Raw genomic sequence first — 16,670 nt, 5'->3', positions numbered from 1 at the left:
CCTCCCCGGCGGGCTCAGACGACGGTCAAGGAGGCGCGGGTCGCCTCGATCGTCGCGAGCAGCGACCTCGAGTCGGCCAGGGAGTGCAGGGGCGAGTCGCGCAGCCCGGCGTCCACGTAGGACGCGAGGGCGGTCGCCTGGTAGGCGAGCCCCTGGCGGCCGGTCGGGACGGTCGGGTCGCTCCAGACGGCTGACCCGGCACCGGTCGTCAGCTCGAACGTCGCGGGGAAGACGAGGTTCTGCAGGGTGCGGATCGACCCGGTCGTGCCCGAGATCGTGCCGAGCCCGGGCGACGTCGTGAGCAGGCTCGTCGCCGCGGTGGCGAGCACCCCGTCGGCCGTGCGGGTGACGACGGCCGCGTCGAGGTCGACGCCGTCGGCCCGGGTCGAGCCGGTGGCGTGCCACTCGACGGGGTGGCCGGTCGCGAACTGGGTGAACCAGAACGCGTAGACGCCGATGTCGAGCAGCGCGCCGCCGCCGAGCGCCGGGTCGGTCATGCGTCCGCCGGACGAGAGGTCGTTGGCCCAGGCGACGTCGGCGGTCGCGAGCCGCACGTCGCCGATCGCACCGTCGGCGAGCAGCGAGGCGATGACGGTGGTGTGCGGCAGGTAGCGCGTCCAGAGCGCCTCCATCGCGAGGACACCGGCGGCGCTCGCCGCGGCGGAGATCTCGTCGGCCTCGGCCGTGCTGGTCGCCATCGGCTTCTCGATCAGGACGTGCTTGCCGGCCCGGATGGCGGTCAGGGCGTCCGGCAGGTGGCGGGTGTGGGGCGTGGCCACGTAGACGACGTCGACGTCGGGGGAGGTGACCAGCGCCTCCCGGTCGCCGTACGCCGTGTCGACGCCGTGGGCCCGGGCGAAGGCCTCGGCCCGGTCGAGGCTGCGGGAGGCCACGGCGACCACGCGCTGGTCGGTGTGCGCGTGCAGGGCGTCGGTGAAGTCGCCGGCGATCTCGCCCGGGCCGATCACGCCCCAGCGCAGGGTCGGACCGCCGCGCAGCGGGACGGCCGTCGCCGCGGGGAAGCTCGGGGTGCTCGGGGTCTGCGTGGACATGCGGTCTCCTCGGTGTCACATCGTCGTGGGTGCGTCCATCTTCGCGGGTGCGGAGCAGGCCGGGGCGTCGAGAGCCGTCAGCCCTGTTCGGCGAACCGCCCCACGCCGATCACGTCGAGCAACCGTAGCTTGGCGTCGTCGTCGGACCCGGGCGTCGCCGTCAGCACGAGCAGCGTCTGTGACTGGTCCTCGGTGAAGAGAGCCTGGCAGTCCACCTCGATGCGGCCGAGCTCGGGATGCAGCAGCGTCTTGCGGTCGTCGAAGCGCTGGTGCACGGAGTGCCGAGCCCAGATCGTCGCGAACTCCTCGCTCGACGCGAGCAGCGCCTCCACCAGTTCTCGCGGTCGGCCCCCGCCGCCCGCCATGCTGAGTGCCGCCCGCAGCCCGGAGGCCTGCAGCTCGAGCTGGTGCGCGTGGTCCTCGACCGGGTAGGAGGCGCGCTCGGCCGGGTCGGTGAACCACCGGTGGAACGCGCTGCGGGCCAGCCCCTCGTACCGCATCTGGTCGCCGAGCAGGGCGACCGCGAGCCGGTTCTGCGCGAGCGTCTCGGCGAGGTCGCTGAGGACGGGCGCGGGGGTGTCGACCAAACGATCGAGCACGCGCCGCAACGCGGGACTGACGTGGTCGCCGCCCCGCGTGCGGCGTGGCGGGGGGTGGCCGGACAGGCGGGAGAGGTGGTCGCGCTCGTCGCGGCGGAGTCGCAACCCCGGGGTGAGGGCGACGAGCAGCGGCTCGGAGGGCTGGGGGCCGCGCTGCTGCGCGGGCCGCGCGTAGTAGTCGGGCGACATGCCGACGAGCCCCGCCCCCTCTTCGCGACGCAACCCGGCGGTACGCCGACGCACGCCCTCGGGCAGCCCCACGTCGGACGGTCGCAGCGCCTCGCGGCGGTGGCGGGGGAAGTCGGCGAGGTCGGCGCGGTCCATGGCCCCATGCTGTCAGCCGCGGCACCCGCCAACCAGGGAGCGCCGATCCCTGGACGAGCGCTCTCTGCCGAACCGCGCCTCCCCGGGTCAGAGTGGGGGGCGGCACCCCGGCGGTCGCCGGCGCGACGGCCACCACCTGCCGCGCCGAGCGCGGCACACCCGAAGGAGCAACCGTGAAGATCAGCGGCAACACCGTGTTCATCCCCGGCGCCACGTCCGGCATCGGCCTGGGCCTCGCCCTGCGCCTGCAGGCCGCCGGCAACACCGTCGTGGTGGCGGGCCGACGCCGGGCACTGCTCGACGAGATCGTCCGTGACCACCCGGGCCTCGAGGCCGTCGAGCTCGACACCACCGACCCGCAGGCCGTCGTCGACGTCTCGGCCGAGGTGCAGCGCCGCTGGCCCGAGACCAACGTCGTCGTCGCGATGGCCGGCATCATGCAGACCGAAGACGTCACGACCGGCGACTTCCTCGCCACCGCCGAGGCGACGGTCACGACCAACCTGCTCGGTCCGATCCGACTGATCGCGGCGTGGACGTCGTTCCTCCAGACGCAGCCCGCCGCTTCGATCGTCACCGTGTCGTCGGGGCTCGCGAGCGTGCCGCTGCCGTACACGCCGACCTACAACGCGACCAAGGCCGCCATCCACTCGTTCAGCGAAGGCATCCGCGTGCAGCTCGCCGACACGAGCGTGCAGGTCGTCGAGCTCGTGCCGCCGGCCGTGCAGACCACCCTGCTCGGTCAGCAGGACGACCCGTCGGCCATGCCGCTCGACGAGTACCTCAACGAGACGATGGCGCTGCTCGAGGCGCAGCCCGACGCCCACGAGATCCTGGTCGAGCGCGTCAAGTTCCTGCGCAACGCCGAGGCCGAGGGGCGGTACGACGCGGTGCTGGCGCTGCTCAGCGGTCACTGAGGCCGGGCTGGGGGCAGCGCCCTAGGCTGGGTGGATGAGTGCATGGGGTGACTGGGGTCCGGCGGTTGCGGCGGTCGTCGTGGCTGTCGTGTACCTCGTCATCGTGGTGAGCATCGTGCGTGCGGTGCGGCGACGTGCCGACACGACGCAGCTCGAGCGCACGGTCTGGACGGTCGCCGCAGTCCTCTTCCCGCTCGGGGCCGGCGCCGTGTGGCTGCTGCTCGGGCCGCACCCACTGGGTCTCCGCATCGACCACGAGCAGGACTAGGGCTCGCTCGGCCCTTCTCAGGTCGTGGCGAGGTGTCACGACGTGCCGCTCACCTCCTGGGACGAGCGGCAAGCCGTGACATCTCGGCAGGCCGACCGGGGTGTCGGTGGCCACGCCTAGCCTGCGGGGATGACCCGCCCGACACCCCGACCCGACGGCTGCCGAGGAGGCACGGGTCGACTCGCCGACGACTCCTGCGGTCGTCCGATCGACCCGTCGTCGCCCGTGCCGCTCTGCGACCGGCACCTCGCGCTCGCCGCCGACTGGGTGGCCTCGCTCGAGGGCTCGGGCGAGGGAGTCACCGATCTGCTGCCGTCGCCCTGCCTCGCGTGCGGGTCGCGGCTCGGCGTGCACTGGCCGGCGGGGGGGCTCTGTGCCGTCTGCGAGTGGCGCCAGGGCGACGTGCCCGACGCCGAGTTGGGCGTGGTGAGGGTCGACGTCGTCTACTACATCCGGTTCGACGACCGCATCAAGATCGGCACCTCGTCGAACCCCCGGCAGCGCCTCGGCACGCTCTGGCACGACGAGCTGCTGGCCTTCGAGCCTGGCGACCGCCTGGTCGAACGGCGGCGGCACGGGCAGTTCGCGGCGTCCCGGTTCGGACGCACCGAGTGGTTCGCGCGCAGCGCCGAGCTCGATGCCCACGTCGCGGCGCTCGCGGAGGGCGTCGAGGACCCGTGGCAGCGGTACGCCCGCGGGCGCAGCGAGGCGCGGGCCCTGCGCGGCGGAGCAGGCTGCCGCCTGCCGAACCCGGCCGGGGTACCGGCTGCCGACGGGCCGAACCCGACCAGGGCGCCAGCCGGTTGCGTACCAATCCCGACATCGCGGGCGTGACACGCCGCTCAGCGCTCCCTCTGGGGTGCCTGTCTGCCTCGGGTGGTCGCGATTTGCACACCAGGGGGAACGAGGGGTGTCAGGTCGGGGGACTCCGGGCCGCGGCGCGGGCTCAGCGGCGGAGGGAGGCGTCGACGAGCAGGGGGCCTCGGATGGCGCGCAGCTCGTCGAGCAGCAGGGGCACCGTCTGCCGGGTCAGCCCCGACAACTGCAGGTCGTGCGGTCCGAGCGGGGGCAGCTTGCCCGTCCGGAGTCGCACGACCTCCCAACCCGCAGCCCGGAGCGCGGCGTCCTTGCGCCGGTCGGCAGTTTCGCGGTGTCCGACGTGTTCGAGTCCGTGCCGCCCGGTCGAGTCGTACTCGATCGCGACCCGCAGTTCGCTCAGCACGATGTCAGGCCAGACCTCGACGTGGTCGAAGAACGGACGCCCGACCCGCACGGCGTTCAGACCCGGCTCGAACTCGAGCCTGGCCGTCAGTTCGGCCCGCAGCTCGGCCTCGACCGCCGACGCCGGCTTCGGGGCACACACGCTGACGAAGGGCGTGCCGGTCGGCACCGCCGGCGTCTTGTCGCACACCGGCCGGGAGGCGCGGGTCGGCCGGGCGGCGCGGTCCGGCCGGGAGGCGCGGGTCGCTTCCGCCCGCGGGGTGGGGGGCGAGGCGAGGGGTGGTGACTGCTCGGGTCGGCGCGCGGGGTCGGCCGGGAACGGGGGAGTCGGAGGCGCGGCTCGCGCCGCGTCGGCCTGTGCGCGGACGACCGCCGCCGGTGCCATCGGCGGCCGCATCGGCAGCGCACGCGGCGCGGCCAGTTCGCTGCACTCGGGGCACCACGACGACCGACGTCGCTCGCGGCCCGGCCGGTGCCGCTGCTCGTCGGGGGTGGCGACGAACACGTGGCCCGCGTCGCAGAGCCAGCACAGCCACACGTCGGCCGCGGGCGGGATCTGGCTGAGCACGATGCCGCCGTTGTGCTCGGGACGGTACTGCCGCACGAGCACCGGGTACGACGCCCAGGCCTCGCGGTAGCTGCCCACGGGGTAGGGCACGGCGAGGCCGCGCGACGTCCGGCGTCGCGCCCACCAGGCTTCGATCGGCTCGGGCACGCGCACACGCTACGACGGGCCACCGACACTCGGGCCCGGCCCGACGCGCCCCGGCCCGACCGCCGCCGACACCCGTAGCATCGACCGAATGCCCGACACCGCATCTCCCGACGTGCCCACGCCCGCGATCGACGTGCCCGACACCCCGACCGCCGTCCCCACCGACGTCCACGCCCGGGGCTTCGTCCGCGTCCGCGGCGCCCGCGAGAACAACCTGCGCGCGGTCGACGTCGACGTGCCGCGCGACAGCATCGTCGCCTTCACCGGCGTCTCGGGCTCGGGCAAGTCCTCGCTCGCGTTCGGCACGATCTTCGCCGAGGCGCAGCGCCGCTTCTTCGAGTCGGTCGCGCCCTACGCGCGGCGGCTGATCGCCCAGGGCGGCGCCCCGCACGTCGACGAGATCACCGGCCTGCCCCCGGCCGTCGCCCTGCAGCAGCGCCGCGGCGCCCCGAGCTCGCGCTCGACCGTCGGCACCCTGACCACCCTGTCGAACTCGATGAGGATGCTCTACTCGCGGGCCGGCAGCTACCCTGCCGGGGCCGACCGCCTCGAGTCCGACTCGTTCTCGCCGAACACCGTCGCCGGGGCCTGCCCGCGCTGCCACGGACTCGGCATCGCGCACGAGGTGACCGAGGCGTCCGCCGTGCACGACCCCGACCTGAGCATCCGCGACGGTGCGATCACGGCCTGGCCGGGAGCCTGGCAGGGCAAGAACCTCCGCGACGTGACGAGCGTGCTCGGCTACGACATCGACCGCCCCTGGCGTGAGCTGCCGCAGACCGACCGCGACTGGTTGCTCTACACCGACGAGCAGCCCGTGGTCGAGGTGACCCCCCAGCGCGACCGCGTCGCCAAGCCGTACAAGGGCCGGTTCTGGAGCGCCCGCGCCTTCGTCATGCACACCCTCGCCGACTCGCAGAGCGAGACCCAGCGCACCAAGGTGTTGCAGTACGTCGAGAGCGGTCCCTGCTCACTCTGCGGCGGCAGCGGCCTGACCCGGGCGGCGCTCGCCGTGACCTTCGCCGGCCGCACGATCGCCGAGCTGAACGCCCTGCCGATCGCCGAACTGGGCGACGTCCTGCGGCCGACGGCCACCCTGACGAGCGCGTCGGCCGCGGTGTCGAACGCCTCCTCGGGCGAGGTCACCGAGGTGGCCGTCCGCATCGCCGCGGACCTGCTGGCCCGGACGACCGTGCTCGACGACCTCGGGCTCGGCTACCTCAGCCTCGGCCGTGCGACGCCCACCCTGTCGCCAGGCGAGATGCAGCGGTTGCGCATCGCGACGCAGCTGCGCTCGGGCCTGTTCGGCGTCGTCTACGTGCTCGACGAGCCGAGTGCTGGCCTGCACCCCGCCGACGCCGAGTCCCTCGTCGAGGTGCTCGAACGGCTGCGGGCGAGCGGCAACTCGGTGTTCGTCGTCGAGCACGACATGAGCATCGTGCGTCGCGCGGACTGGGTCGTCGACGTCGGCCCGGGGGCCGGCAGCCAAGGAGGCGCGGGGCTCTACAGCGGGCCCGTCGCCGGGCTCGCCGGGGTCGCCGACCCCGTCACGAGGCGCTTCCTCGCCCCCTCCGCCGCCGGTCCCGCCCAAGGCGGGTCGCCCGTCCGCCGCGAACCGCCCGCCCCCCTCGAGCTGCGCGGCGTCACCCGGCACAACCTCGACGGCGTCGACGTGGACCTGCCGCTCGGCGTGCTCACCGCGGTCACGGGGGTGTCGGGTTCGGGCAAGTCGACGCTGGTCGGCGGCGTGCTGGCCGAGACGGCGACCGACCACGAGCGGGTCGACCGCGTGGTGCAGGTCGACCAGAAGCCGATCGGCCGGACGCCGCGCTCGAACCTCGCGACCTACACGGGCCTGTTCGACGCCGTGCGCCAGGCCTTCGCCGCGACCGACGAGGCGCGGGCCCGGGGCTACGGCGCCGGACGCTTCTCGTTCAACGTCACCGGAGGCCGCTGCGAGGTCTGCCAAGGCGAGGGGGTCGTCTCGGTCGAGCGGCTCTTCCTGCCCGGCAGCTACTCGCCCTGCCCCGCGTGCCACGGAGCCCGCTCCAACGCCGAGACCCTCGCGGTCACCTGGCACGGCGCGACCGTGGCGGACGTGCTCGCGATGACGGTCGACGAGGCGGCGACGTTCCTGACCGAGGTGACCAGCGCCTCCCGGGCTCTCGAGACGCTGCGGCAGGTCGGGCTCGGCTACCTGCGGCTCGGCCAGCCCGCGACCCAGCTGTCGGGCGGCGAGGCACAGCGCATCAAGCTGGCGACCGAGCTGCAGCGGGCCCGCACCGGGCACACGCCCTACCTGCTCGACGAGCCCACCACGGGCCTGCCCCCGGCCGACGTCGAGCTGCTCGTCACCCAGCTGCAGCTGCTGGTCGACGCGGGCAACACCGTCGTCGTGGTCGAGCACCACATGGGCGTCGTGGCGGCGTCCGACCACGTGATCGACCTGGGCCCCGGGGGAGGGGACGCCGGCGGGCGCGTGCTCGCCGTCGGCAGGCCCGAGCAGGTGGCCGGGGCGACCGGCAGCCGCACCGCGCCGTACCTCGCGGCGGCGCTGCCCGCCTGACCCGGCGAGAGCCGGGACGCCGGGAACCGGGGAGGCGCGGTGCAGCCGACCCGCGCCTCCTGCGGTCCCCGGCGAGGCCGGTCTACGGCGAGACCATGCCGCCGTTCACGTTCAGCGTCTCGCCCGCGACGAAGCTCGACTCGGCCGCCGCGAGGAACACGGAGGCGGGTGCCGCTCGGCGGGCTGGCCGGCGCGGCCGCGCGGGGCCTCGCTCGAGCCGAACTCGGGCAGCGACTCGGGGTCGACGCCGTCCGTCACCTGCAGCACGGTCCAGGTCGGGCCGGGGGCGACGACGTTGACGCGGATGCCCTTCGAGATGAGCTGCTGCGACATGCCCTTCGACAGGTTGTTGATCGCGCCCTTGGTCGCGGCGGAGTCGAGACGGTCGGGGGCGGGCGTGTGGGCCTCGGCCGACGCGGTGTTGATGATCGTGGAGCCGGGGGCGAGGTGCGGCACGGCGGCCTTGACGATCCAGAACGGCGCGTAGACGTTCGTGCGGAAGGTCAGGTCGAACTGCTCGTCGGTGATGTCCTCGATGTCCTGCTGCCAGACCTGCTTGCCGGCGACGTTGACGACGGCGTCGAGGCCGCCGAGTCCGTCGACCGCCTTCTGGACGAGCTCACGACAGAAGGAGGCGCTGGTCAGGTCCCCGGGGAGAGCCAAGGCCTTCTGCCCCGCGGCCTCGATCAGCGCGATGACGTGGTCGGCGTCGGACTGCTCGCTCGGCAGGTAGTTCAGGGCGACGTCGGCACCCTCGCGGGCGTAGGCGATCGCGACGGCCGCGCCGATGCCCGAGTCGGCACCCGTGATGAGGGCCCTGCGGCCCTGCAGGCGTCCCGTGCCGCGGTAGGTCTCCTCACCGAGGTCGGGGACGGGCGACATCTGCGACTGCAGCCCCGGCTCCTCTTGGTGCTGCACCTCGGGGCTGATCGTGGGGTAGAGCGTGCGCGGGTCGGCGAAGGTGTACTGGTCGCGGGTCATGCGGGGTCCTCTCTGGTTCGCGGTGCCCTGGACGGACGTGTCCTGGACGCTACGCCCGGCGCCTCCGTCGACGCGGCGCGTCCGGGGTACGAAGCCCGGCACGACGAACGAGTGGCCCCGAACCGTCGTCCGCGCGGGGCGGAGGACGGTTCGGGGCCACTCGACGAGGTGTGTGACCTGGGGTCAGAGGCCCTGGGTCATGATGAGCGCGCCGGCGATCATCGAGCCGATGTTGGCCAGGATGCCGATGAAGCCGAGCACGATGCCGACCGTCGCCATGGTGCGGGCGGCGGGCTCGCGCTTGCGCGACAGGAAGCCGAGCACCACGGCCGCGATGGCCAGGAGGATCCACAGCACGGGCAGGAAGAGGCAGAACACGATGCTGACGATGCCGAAGACGAGCGACAGGACGCCCATCGTCTTCTTGGTCGTCGTGGCGGGGCCGGTGGTGCCAGGGCCGGGGTAAGGGGTGGCGTCGGTCATGTCGGGTCTCCTCAGGATCGGGGTGAGCTTTTCTCGTCGACGCTAGCGACTTTCGGGCCGTGAGGGCCACGTGACCGACCTCGGAGCCGGAGCACCGGCGACCGAGGTGGCCGGACGTCTCGCGGCGTGCGGGTGGAGCCGTCTCCACACCGAGGCCGAGGCAAGGGATCGCATCGTCTTCTCACAGGTCGAGGAACGCCCGCAGGTGATCGACGAGTTGGCGGCGCCACGGTCGTGACGACCAGGCGTGGTCGGCGCCGGCGACGGAGGTGAAGCTGGCCTGGGGGAGGAGGTCCGCGTAACGCCGCGCGTACTCGAGCGGCACGATCTGATCGGCCGTGCCGTGGAGGATCTCGACGGGGCCGCCGTATCCCGCCGCTTCTGCGTAGACGTCGAGATCGTCGCGGACGTCGTCGACGAAGGCTCGGCCGAGCCACAGGCCACCGAGGTCGAGGCCGCCGTGCTCTGCGACGGACTCGAGCGACCGGCCCTGGATCTCGTTCTTCACCGTGATGTCGTCGACCACGACACCCGCGGGGGACCAGAGCGTGACGCTGGCCACGAGGTCGGGGAGGCGGGCGGCGACGACGGCGGACTCGACCGCGCCGAGGCTGTGTGCCACCAGATGGACCGGGGTGCCGCGGTCGCCGGCGAACGCGCGGACCATGGCCGTCACCTGCGCGATCTCGTCACGGAGGGTGATGTCCTCGAACTCGCCGTCGCTCGTGCCGTGCCCCAGACGGTCGTAGGCCCGGACGACCGCGCCGGCTCCCACCAGGTGCCGGGCGACCTGGACGAAGAGGCGCTGCGGGCCGATGTGCGAGTCGGCGAAACCGTGCACGATCAGGACGGACGGGTGGGCGAGGTCGGCGTCGCGGGGGCGGAACTCGGTGCCGCGGATGACCCGCCCCTCGTGCGCGAGTGTCAGGGCCGTGACGTCGGCCTCGGGGGCGCCCATCTCAGTTGGTCCTGTCCGCGAAGCCGGCTGGCAGGTCGCCGGGCGCCGTGTCGATGACCGTCTCGTCGTCGAGGCCGACGAACTCGAAGAGCGTGATGTGCGCGAACTCGGGGACCACGTAGATCGGGTAGGTCGGGCCCAGGTCACGGAACTGCCGCATCTGCTCGAGGTGGTCGTTCTGGAACAGGACCGTCTTCGACCCGTCGAGTTCGACCCAGTGGGGGAAGAAGATCGTCCCGTGCAGGACCCGGTCGTCGGGCACGACGTTGACGACGACGCTGGTGCCGGTCGGTTCGTTCCACGACACCTTGTAGACACCGCGGCCCAGGCCGACGAGGTCGACGTGCTGGTCCTTGACCCAGCGGCCGCCGACCATGCCCGAATGGATGCGGTAGTCGATCGTGGTGGCGTTCTTGACGTACATCTCGTACTGCCATCCGTTGGCGTAGGTGTAGATGAACCGATGGCCGACGATCGCGTCCAGGCCCTGCTCGGGGGTGGGGTCGGCAACGCTGGTGTGAGTGCTCATGGATCGATTGAACACCCAAAATGCGTTTGTCACAAACGTATTTGTTCGTGCTCGAGTAGTCTCGCCCTGTGGACGACTCCGACGACCCCTCCGGCCTCGGCGCGATCGCACGACGTCTGAGCGACGAGATCGGCCCTTTCCGTCGGACGCTCCTGAACAGCTCCCGGGTACGCGCCGGCCTGCCGTCGATTCCCGATGCCCAGATCGAGGTGTTGCGACGGCTCTTTCCCGACAAGTGGCTGAGCCCCACGGTTCTCGGGCAGCAGCTGGGACTCGCGCGCCCCACGGTCAGCAACCTCGTCGCGGCGATGGAGAGCCGCGGTCTGGTCGTGCGCCGTGCCGACGAATCGGATGCCCGGAGCACCCACGTGGGTCTCACGGAGTCGGCCCGGGAGCAGCTCCGCGTCTACGACGCTGCGGCGGAGGGACTGCTCGTGGGCATCCTGCGTGACCTGGCTCCGGGGGAACAGCGCACCCTTCGAGAGGCCCTTCCCCTCCTCGGCCGCATCCGTACGGCGCTTGAGCGCGACGAGGACGCGCCGCCGAACCACACCGCGGTCGACGGGGCGTCGGGGCGAGCTCAGGACTGAGGCATCGCCCTGGGGGAATCGACGGTGGAAGGTGGCTCCGGCCCGGGAGGGTTCGTTTCGGGGTCCGTGCCACGCGGCCGTCCCCGAGCCGGTAGTGGTTCCCCCCGATGTTCGGCATCGACAGGACCGCCCCGAGAGTCCTCGTCCTCGAGCCCTCCCATGACGGTCTGCGACGGGGTCTCGACCTGCTTCGGGTGTCTCAGACGGTCACCGATCGGCCGCCCGTGTGACGGTCGTTCATCGGGACACTTCTTCGGGGTCGCCTCGGCCGACGAAGGCCAAGTGGCGCCTGGCCTGCGGATTCGCGTATGCCTGTCCCGCAAAAATGCCCGGTGATGGGGGTTTAAACGCTACAGTCGCCGAATGCTCATCGGATACGCCCGCGTCTCGACCTCGGGACAAGATCTTGCATCGCAACGTGATGGTCTTGCAGCACTCGGTGTTGACGATCAACACGTGCATGTTGACCACGGGCTCTCCGGCACGACTCGAGCACGGCCCGGTCTCCGCGAGGCGCTGGCTGCGTGCCGTGCCGGCGACGTCCTCGTCGTGACGAAGCTCGACCGCCTCGCTCGCTCACTTCGGGATGCCACCGACATCGCGGACGAGCTCACGACGAAGGGCGTCTCGCTAAACCTCGGGGGAGCCGTCTACGACCCCACCGACCCCGTCGGCCGGCTACTGTTCAACGTCCTCGGCATGGTCGCCGAGTTCGAGGCTGACCTCATCCGTGCCCGGACCCGTGAGGGCATGGCGATCGCGAAGGCCGCCGGCAAGCTCCGCGGCCGCAAGCCCAAGCTCACACCCTCCCAGGAGAAACACCTCGTACAGCTCCACCGCACGGGCGAGCACACCACGAGCGAGATCGCCGAGCTCTTCGGCGTGGCCCGCTCGACGGTCTATCGCGCGATCCAACGTGGGGAGCAGGTCGAGGAGCGCGTTAACCCGCCGGCACCAGCTCCGGTAGGCGACTTAGTCAACGAGCACGACGAGGTCGTCAGGACGGGTCTCTCGACTACGGACACCAGTGCTGTGGCCGGCTAAGGACACGCGGCAAGAGGGTTGTGTCATCGCCCTGCGCGGCGTCGACCTGTAACTGAGTGACGAATAGCGCATCCGACAGGTCCGCCCCCTGAAGCCGCGCGTCGCGCAAATCTGCACCCAGGAGATCGACGCCTGCCAAGTCGCTCTGTCGAAGATCCGCGGCGATGAGGTACGCGCCACGCAGATCGGCCCCACACAACCGAATTGATCGCAGGTCGCGGCCGACCAAGTCTGCTGATGGGCAGAGGCCATGCCTCTCTTCCGCACTGGCGCCATAACCGCCCCGCGCTTCTTCACTGACATCCATCAGTGTTCGTCGGACGTCTGCGCGAATGCGCTCGACGTCACACGCGAGTACTTCTGACGCGTCTCCGTCGAGGATGTGCAAGATGGCGCTGCGGTGCTGGGCAACGGGCTCGGAGAGTTCTGAGGTGCTTGCTCGTTCAGCGGCTTCCACGAGGTACCAGAGCATCTCGTGAAGCTGCCGGACGACGGCAAAAGCGCTGAACATCTCGGTGCTTGTATCGGGGCGGTCCTTCCAACTCGTTCCGCCGAACAGATTCTGAGACACGTACTGCCCCGCCCCGAAGCAGTCGAACACGGTGCATCCTCGAAAGCCTCGCGCACGGAGAGATTCGTGAATGGAGCAAGAGAACTCGTCGGTCAGGTTCAGGCAGGGAGTGCCGGCGGGCTTATCGATTGGAAAGTCGGCGGATCTTTGGAAACCGAAGGCGGTGCAGCAGAGCGCGAAGCAGTTGGCGCAGTTCGCGCGAAGGTCTGTGCGGTCGCTAGTGGACGCGTCGGAAGAATCGAGGGACGTCACGAGTGAAGGGTCTCTCTGAGGTGGTTTCGAGCGGCGGGCGCGGTGCGAGGGAACTCCGTATGGAGCTCCCCTTCCGGGCGCACGAAATCACCGCCCCTCGTTCGAGGAGCGAACAGGCGTCGCTAAAAAGCCTCTGGTTCACAGAGAAAGAGAAGTATTCACTAGCGCCAGAGTAACGCCTCCGGTCAGCACCACTGAGGCTTGAGGCGTCGCACTAGACGATGGTGGACCGCGACCCATCCCGCTGCGATGCTTCTCGAAACCGACGGAGGCCATCATGTTTGAAGAACGCGGGTGGTTCGCCGAGGCTGATGCGAGAGCGCTCAGGCCCGCCGACTCGGTCAACAAAAGGGATCATCGTGGCGATGCCCCCAAGCCGAGCGCCGGCCTGAACCGGTCCGCCTCCGTCTACTCGATCGCCTCCTGCGCGGCTTTCCCTGGCATGACCGAAGTCAGCAACCGCGCCCTTAGCTAGTGCCCCGCGTCCGCCCGATAGACGATCGATGGGCGGACGGTCTCGTTGGTACGTCGTCAGCTCGCAGTCGTCACTGGCTGGAGCTGGGACAGCAGATCGTTGACTTGGTGGCTCTGGACGCCGAGCTGCAAGGTGCCCCGGTCGGTCTTGACCTCGATCACATGCAGGGACGGGTTCACCGACCACATCTGTTTCTTCGACGGGCGTGCTCCAGAGTCGGCACCTACCTCATCTACCAAGAAATCGACCGGGTTGCCGGATATGAACCGCAGCTGCCACTTGTAACGGCGGAAACGCAGGCGTCCTGGGGACGCTTCAACTCGACCGTGCTGCCATTTCTTCTCTCCCGCGGTGCGGAGGGCGATCTCGAGTCGCTGCCCGAAGATCCTGCGACCCAGCAGAAGGCCGACGACAACGGCGACTACCGCGATGATCAGCCCGGCGGCTCCGCCGCCTAAGAGGGAGCCACTTGAGAGTGGTGCATCTGAGGTGGCTGCCCGCACGACGAGGACGATACCCAGACCTACGACCAGTCCGACGCCGATGCTGGCTAGGCGGAAGCCTTGCCCCTTGAAGAGTGGTGTCTTCTGACTCATGGCGGTCTCCTTCGATCACGTAAGCGTGCAAACCCTGGCTGATCCTATTCAGGACTGAGCAATCTGATGGTCTCGGTCGGCAGATGACTGAAACGGCCGCGGTCGTCTCGATAGTGGATGCTTTGGCGGCGACCCCTGCCAATCGGGCTGTTATGGGGGAGGATGCGGTCATGGACATCGAGGGCATGCCCGAAGAAGAGCGTCTTGCGGTTCTGGCGTCCCTCGAGGCGTTGCACCCCGGACTGTCGAAGACTGCTTCAGGGACGCTCGCAGGGCCCGCAACTCGCGACCGTCCTGACGTCCCGATCTGGGACTACGAGCAGTACAGCCAAGAGCGCCCCGAGGTAGAGCTCGACGATCTCGTAGCTGTGAGGTTCCCGGTCATCTTCTACGGCGGCGAAGACTTCACCATCGACTCGGCGGCGGAACATCTGAGGACCGACCCGGTCGCGCCTCCGGTCCCAGTGACGCTTGCATCGGTACTCGATATGTGGAAGCAACTTCACACGGCTGGCGTCGTCGCCTGGGACCACGACCAACGAGCCGTTGAACACGTCCGGCCCCAGCAGGCTTATGAGGCTGTCGTTGCAAGGTGGGGAAGAGATCTTCAGCTGAAGGAGCTACCGCCAGGTGTCCGATAGCCCATCGTCTGCCGGCGCGAAGATCAGGCGTCGCTCTCGATTCTGCGTGAGGGAGCCGAAATCATCCAAATGCCTTGGAACACGAAGAGAGAGCTGTCCACACTTCTCACGCTGATCGCCATGCTCACCCAAGTCGTCGAGTGGTCGAGCACGAGTGCGCCGAGTTCACGGCTGACTCGGCGGGGCGGCCAAGGTGGATTTATCGTCGTAGGCCCTCGCTACGCGGGTGGTTCCACGCCTACGGGAGGTACGTGGGGGAGGTGCCGGTTTACGGTCAGTGGATGACCAAAGAAGATCATGCACCGGGCGGCAAAGTCTCGGGGCCCTCTACGCAGTCGATGATGATCGTCTCGACCGTATTCGGCGGCCTTCTAGCCGCGTTTGCAGCTTTAGGAGATGGTGTCACTGGCGTCACGTTCGGCGTGTCCGTGACTCTCGCTGTTGTTGCTGTGGTGTCTGCGATCGTGGGGTGGCAGAGAGCGAAGTCCGTCGACGCTCTGTCGCCATTCATTTCTTGGGGCAGTGCCGACTATCCCTTTCCCCAGATCGCCCCGGACAGGCGACGGCTCCTGGTCCGACAAATGGTCGGACGGCAACCGGTCGCACCCGAGAATGCGGAGTCCGTTCGTTTCTTGATTCGCCGAAAGCGGCGTCGTGCGACCGCGTTGATGCCGTCGCTTTTAGCTATGTTCCTCATCCTGGCCGCGCTGGCGATCGCAGCTGGCTACCCGGGGTGGGGTTTGCTCGGAGCAGTTCTCCTACTAGGGGTCTTGGTTGCGGCAACTCAGTATGAGAAGCGACGCGAGGATCGAGTTCTTAGGCTCGCGGACGAGGTCGACCCGCACGAGGAGTGAGGTACTCCCACGCCGACTCTCGCAACTCTGAAAGCTGTTTTTCATCGACAAGGAGCGACTGATGCCGTCCAAGATGCCTCGCTGGCGAAAGCGCATGGGTGTGGCCACGATCCTCTACACGCTCGGCGCCACGCTCTTCATTACCAACATGTTCAACGACCTGCCCGAGGCGCTGAGTCTCGTGGGCGTGGCGCTCATCGCCATCGGCCTCTACTTCAACATTCGAGCTATGGCTGAGATGCGTCGCTGACGCCCGACACTTGAAGGGGCTAGTTCCAAGGGAAACCTCATCGTCCCGGTGAGGGATCGTCCTGCGGGGCCCAATATTTCCAGTGCCGTGCTTACTCGTCAGGAAGGGCCAACCGGGAAACGGGTGGGCTGCTCTTCGTTCGGACTGGCGAGCTGTCCGCGGGTGTGGGCGGGAGTGACAGTGCGCGGTGGTGTGCAGCGTCGGCACGGCCGGCCGCTGTAACCGATGTGAGGACGGTGGCGCTGTAGAGAGCACTGAAAATGAGGGGTAGGAGCAGCAGTGTCAATTGGTCTGGCGAGGCCATCCCTGCGACGACGAGGGCAACCCAGGCCAGGAGATATCCACACGGGACCCACTTGGAGCGGTCAACGGCAATGACTGACGTGGCGAGGAGTCGTTGTGAGCCGGCGATGACCTCGTCCCGGTCTTCCGGCACGATCGTGGGCGGGTGTTTCGCGAACTGACGCTCTACGCGTTCGCTTTGTCGCCAGTCTCCGAGCATTTTTCCTGGGTTGGGAGAAGTGCCGGGGTCGGCCGCGGGGACGAACGCCATGACTAAACAAGCCACGGCGGCCGAGAAGAAGATGATTGCTACGCCGTCCCGTACTGGTGGTCCATCGAAGATGTCCCAGTAGACGGTGCCGAGGACGAGGAAAACTGCAACCGCCAAGGCTACGAGCGCACCCACCCTCGTCCTTCTTCGGACTTTGGCTGAGTCCACGAACTCAAGCCGACGGGCCCGGTAGACACGCCAACCGACGCCTAGTGCACCTTTGACCATCCG

General features: G+C 69.6%; 18 protein-coding genes and 1 pseudogene. 9 read left to right on the top strand and 10 right to left on the bottom strand.

Annotated elements, in window-relative coordinates:
* Window positions 1–14: 14 nt before the first annotated feature.
* Together AEQ27_RS12700 and AEQ27_RS12695 are read right to left on the bottom strand one after the other, a co-directional pair.
* Window positions 15–1,052, bottom strand: a complete 1,038-nt coding sequence (locus tag AEQ27_RS12700; protein WP_082383503.1) for a Gfo/Idh/MocA family protein — start codon at window positions 1,050–1,052, stop codon at window positions 15–17.
* A 77-nt stretch (window positions 1,053–1,129) separates the two neighbouring features.
* Window positions 1,130–1,975, bottom strand: a complete 846-nt coding sequence (locus tag AEQ27_RS12695; protein ID WP_054146975.1) for a helix-turn-helix transcriptional regulator — start codon at window positions 1,973–1,975, stop codon at window positions 1,130–1,132.
* A 173-nt stretch (window positions 1,976–2,148) separates the two neighbouring features.
* Here AEQ27_RS12695 and AEQ27_RS12690 point away from each other — a divergent pair, with 173 nt between their 5' ends.
* The 3 genes from AEQ27_RS12690 (at window position 2,149) to AEQ27_RS12680 (ending at window position 3,994) form a co-directional block, all read left to right on the top strand.
* The gene (locus AEQ27_RS12690; RefSeq protein ID WP_054147005.1) at window positions 2,149–2,892 is read left to right on the top strand and encodes an SDR family oxidoreductase; all 744 of its coding nucleotides are present in this window, start codon (window positions 2,149–2,151) and stop codon (window positions 2,890–2,892) included.
* A gap of 34 nt (window positions 2,893–2,926) precedes the next feature.
* Window positions 2,927–3,160, top strand: a complete 234-nt coding sequence (locus tag AEQ27_RS12685) for a PLDc N-terminal domain-containing protein (RefSeq protein WP_152970353.1) — start codon at window positions 2,927–2,929, stop codon at window positions 3,158–3,160.
* Window positions 3,161–3,289: 129 nt separating this feature from the next.
* A complete protein-coding gene (locus tag AEQ27_RS12680; RefSeq protein WP_235451082.1) occupies window positions 3,290–3,994 on the top strand; it encodes a GIY-YIG nuclease family protein in 705 nt (234 codons plus the stop codon).
* A 112-nt stretch (window positions 3,995–4,106) separates the two neighbouring features.
* On the opposite strand, the gene AEQ27_RS12675 is transcribed toward AEQ27_RS12680, so the two are convergent.
* Window positions 4,107–5,096, bottom strand: a complete 990-nt coding sequence (locus tag AEQ27_RS12675) for a hypothetical protein (RefSeq protein ID WP_054147004.1) — start codon at window positions 5,094–5,096, stop codon at window positions 4,107–4,109.
* Window positions 5,097–5,184: 88 nt separating this feature from the next.
* Between AEQ27_RS12675 and AEQ27_RS12670 the strand changes: the two genes are divergently transcribed.
* Window positions 5,185–7,662 (top strand): excinuclease ABC subunit UvrA, encoded by a 2,478-nt coding sequence (locus AEQ27_RS12670; RefSeq protein WP_054146973.1) that lies wholly within the window; start codon window positions 5,185–5,187, stop codon window positions 7,660–7,662.
* Window positions 7,663–7,744: 82 nt separating this feature from the next.
* Here AEQ27_RS12670 and AEQ27_RS12665 read toward each other — a convergent pair.
* From AEQ27_RS12665 to AEQ27_RS12650, 4 genes and pseudogenes are all read right to left on the bottom strand, one after another.
* Window positions 7,745–8,643, bottom strand: a pseudogene (locus AEQ27_RS12665) (SDR family oxidoreductase).
* A 183-nt stretch (window positions 8,644–8,826) separates the two neighbouring features.
* Window positions 8,827–9,126, bottom strand: a complete 300-nt coding sequence (locus AEQ27_RS12660) for a hypothetical protein (RefSeq protein WP_054146972.1) — start codon at window positions 9,124–9,126, stop codon at window positions 8,827–8,829.
* A 181-nt stretch (window positions 9,127–9,307) separates the two neighbouring features.
* Entirely contained in the window at window positions 9,308–10,084 is a 777-nt protein-coding gene (locus AEQ27_RS12655) for an alpha/beta hydrolase (protein ID WP_054146971.1), read from the bottom strand.
* Window position 10,085: 1 nt separating this feature from the next.
* Window positions 10,086–10,613: a phenolic acid decarboxylase gene (locus AEQ27_RS12650; protein WP_054146970.1), complete on the bottom strand. Its 528-nt coding sequence runs from the start codon at window positions 10,611–10,613 to the stop codon at window positions 10,086–10,088.
* Window positions 10,614–10,681: 68 nt separating this feature from the next.
* Here AEQ27_RS12650 and AEQ27_RS12645 point away from each other — a divergent pair, with 68 nt between their 5' ends.
* Both AEQ27_RS12645 and AEQ27_RS12640 read left to right on the top strand, forming a co-directional pair.
* Window positions 10,682–11,203 carry a MarR family winged helix-turn-helix transcriptional regulator gene (locus tag AEQ27_RS12645; RefSeq protein ID WP_054146969.1) on the top strand — a complete coding sequence of 174 codons (522 nt, stop codon included), beginning with the start codon at window positions 10,682–10,684 and terminating at the stop codon, window positions 11,201–11,203.
* Window positions 11,204–11,566: 363 nt separating this feature from the next.
* Window positions 11,567–12,247 (top strand): recombinase family protein, encoded by a 681-nt coding sequence (locus AEQ27_RS12640; RefSeq protein ID WP_082383502.1) that lies wholly within the window; start codon window positions 11,567–11,569, stop codon window positions 12,245–12,247.
* Here AEQ27_RS12640 and AEQ27_RS12635 read toward each other — a convergent pair.
* Window positions 12,219–12,848: a pentapeptide repeat-containing protein gene (locus AEQ27_RS12635; RefSeq protein ID WP_369813650.1), complete on the bottom strand. Its 630-nt coding sequence runs from the start codon at window positions 12,846–12,848 to the stop codon at window positions 12,219–12,221. The two genes, AEQ27_RS12640 and AEQ27_RS12635, sit on opposite strands and share 29 nt — an antisense overlap.
* A gap of 753 nt (window positions 12,849–13,601) precedes the next feature.
* Complete coding sequence (locus AEQ27_RS17405; RefSeq protein WP_152970352.1) at window positions 13,602–14,141, bottom strand: hypothetical protein; 540 nt, start codon at window positions 14,139–14,141, stop codon at window positions 13,602–13,604.
* Window positions 14,142–14,224: 83 nt separating this feature from the next.
* Between AEQ27_RS17405 and AEQ27_RS12630 the strand changes: the two genes are divergently transcribed.
* The 3 genes from AEQ27_RS12630 to AEQ27_RS12620 all read left to right on the top strand — a co-directional run bounded on the left by AEQ27_RS12630 (window position 14,225) and on the right by AEQ27_RS12620 (window position 15,886).
* On the top strand, window positions 14,225–14,782 hold the full coding sequence (locus AEQ27_RS12630; RefSeq protein WP_161805544.1) for a hypothetical protein: 558 nt from the start codon (window positions 14,225–14,227) through the stop codon (window positions 14,780–14,782).
* A gap of 281 nt (window positions 14,783–15,063) precedes the next feature.
* Window positions 15,064–15,636, top strand: a complete 573-nt coding sequence (locus AEQ27_RS12625; RefSeq protein WP_152970350.1) for a hypothetical protein — start codon at window positions 15,064–15,066, stop codon at window positions 15,634–15,636.
* A 73-nt stretch (window positions 15,637–15,709) separates the two neighbouring features.
* Entirely contained in the window at window positions 15,710–15,886 is a 177-nt protein-coding gene (locus AEQ27_RS12620; protein WP_161805543.1) for a hypothetical protein, read from the top strand.
* Window positions 15,887–15,977: 91 nt separating this feature from the next.
* Here the strand turns inward: AEQ27_RS12620 and AEQ27_RS17400 are convergent, their stop codons facing one another.
* Window positions 15,978–16,607, bottom strand: a complete 630-nt coding sequence (locus AEQ27_RS17400; protein ID WP_152970349.1) for a hypothetical protein — start codon at window positions 16,605–16,607, stop codon at window positions 15,978–15,980.
* Window positions 16,608–16,670: the final 63 nt, after the last annotated feature.

The sequence above is a fragment of the Frigoribacterium sp. RIT-PI-h genome, from assembly GCF_001297205.1.
GTDB lineage: Bacteria > Actinomycetota > Actinomycetes > Actinomycetales > Microbacteriaceae > Frigoribacterium.
The sequence above is the reverse complement of the archived record's forward strand: the minus strand, read 5'-3'. Positions and strand labels throughout refer to the sequence as shown.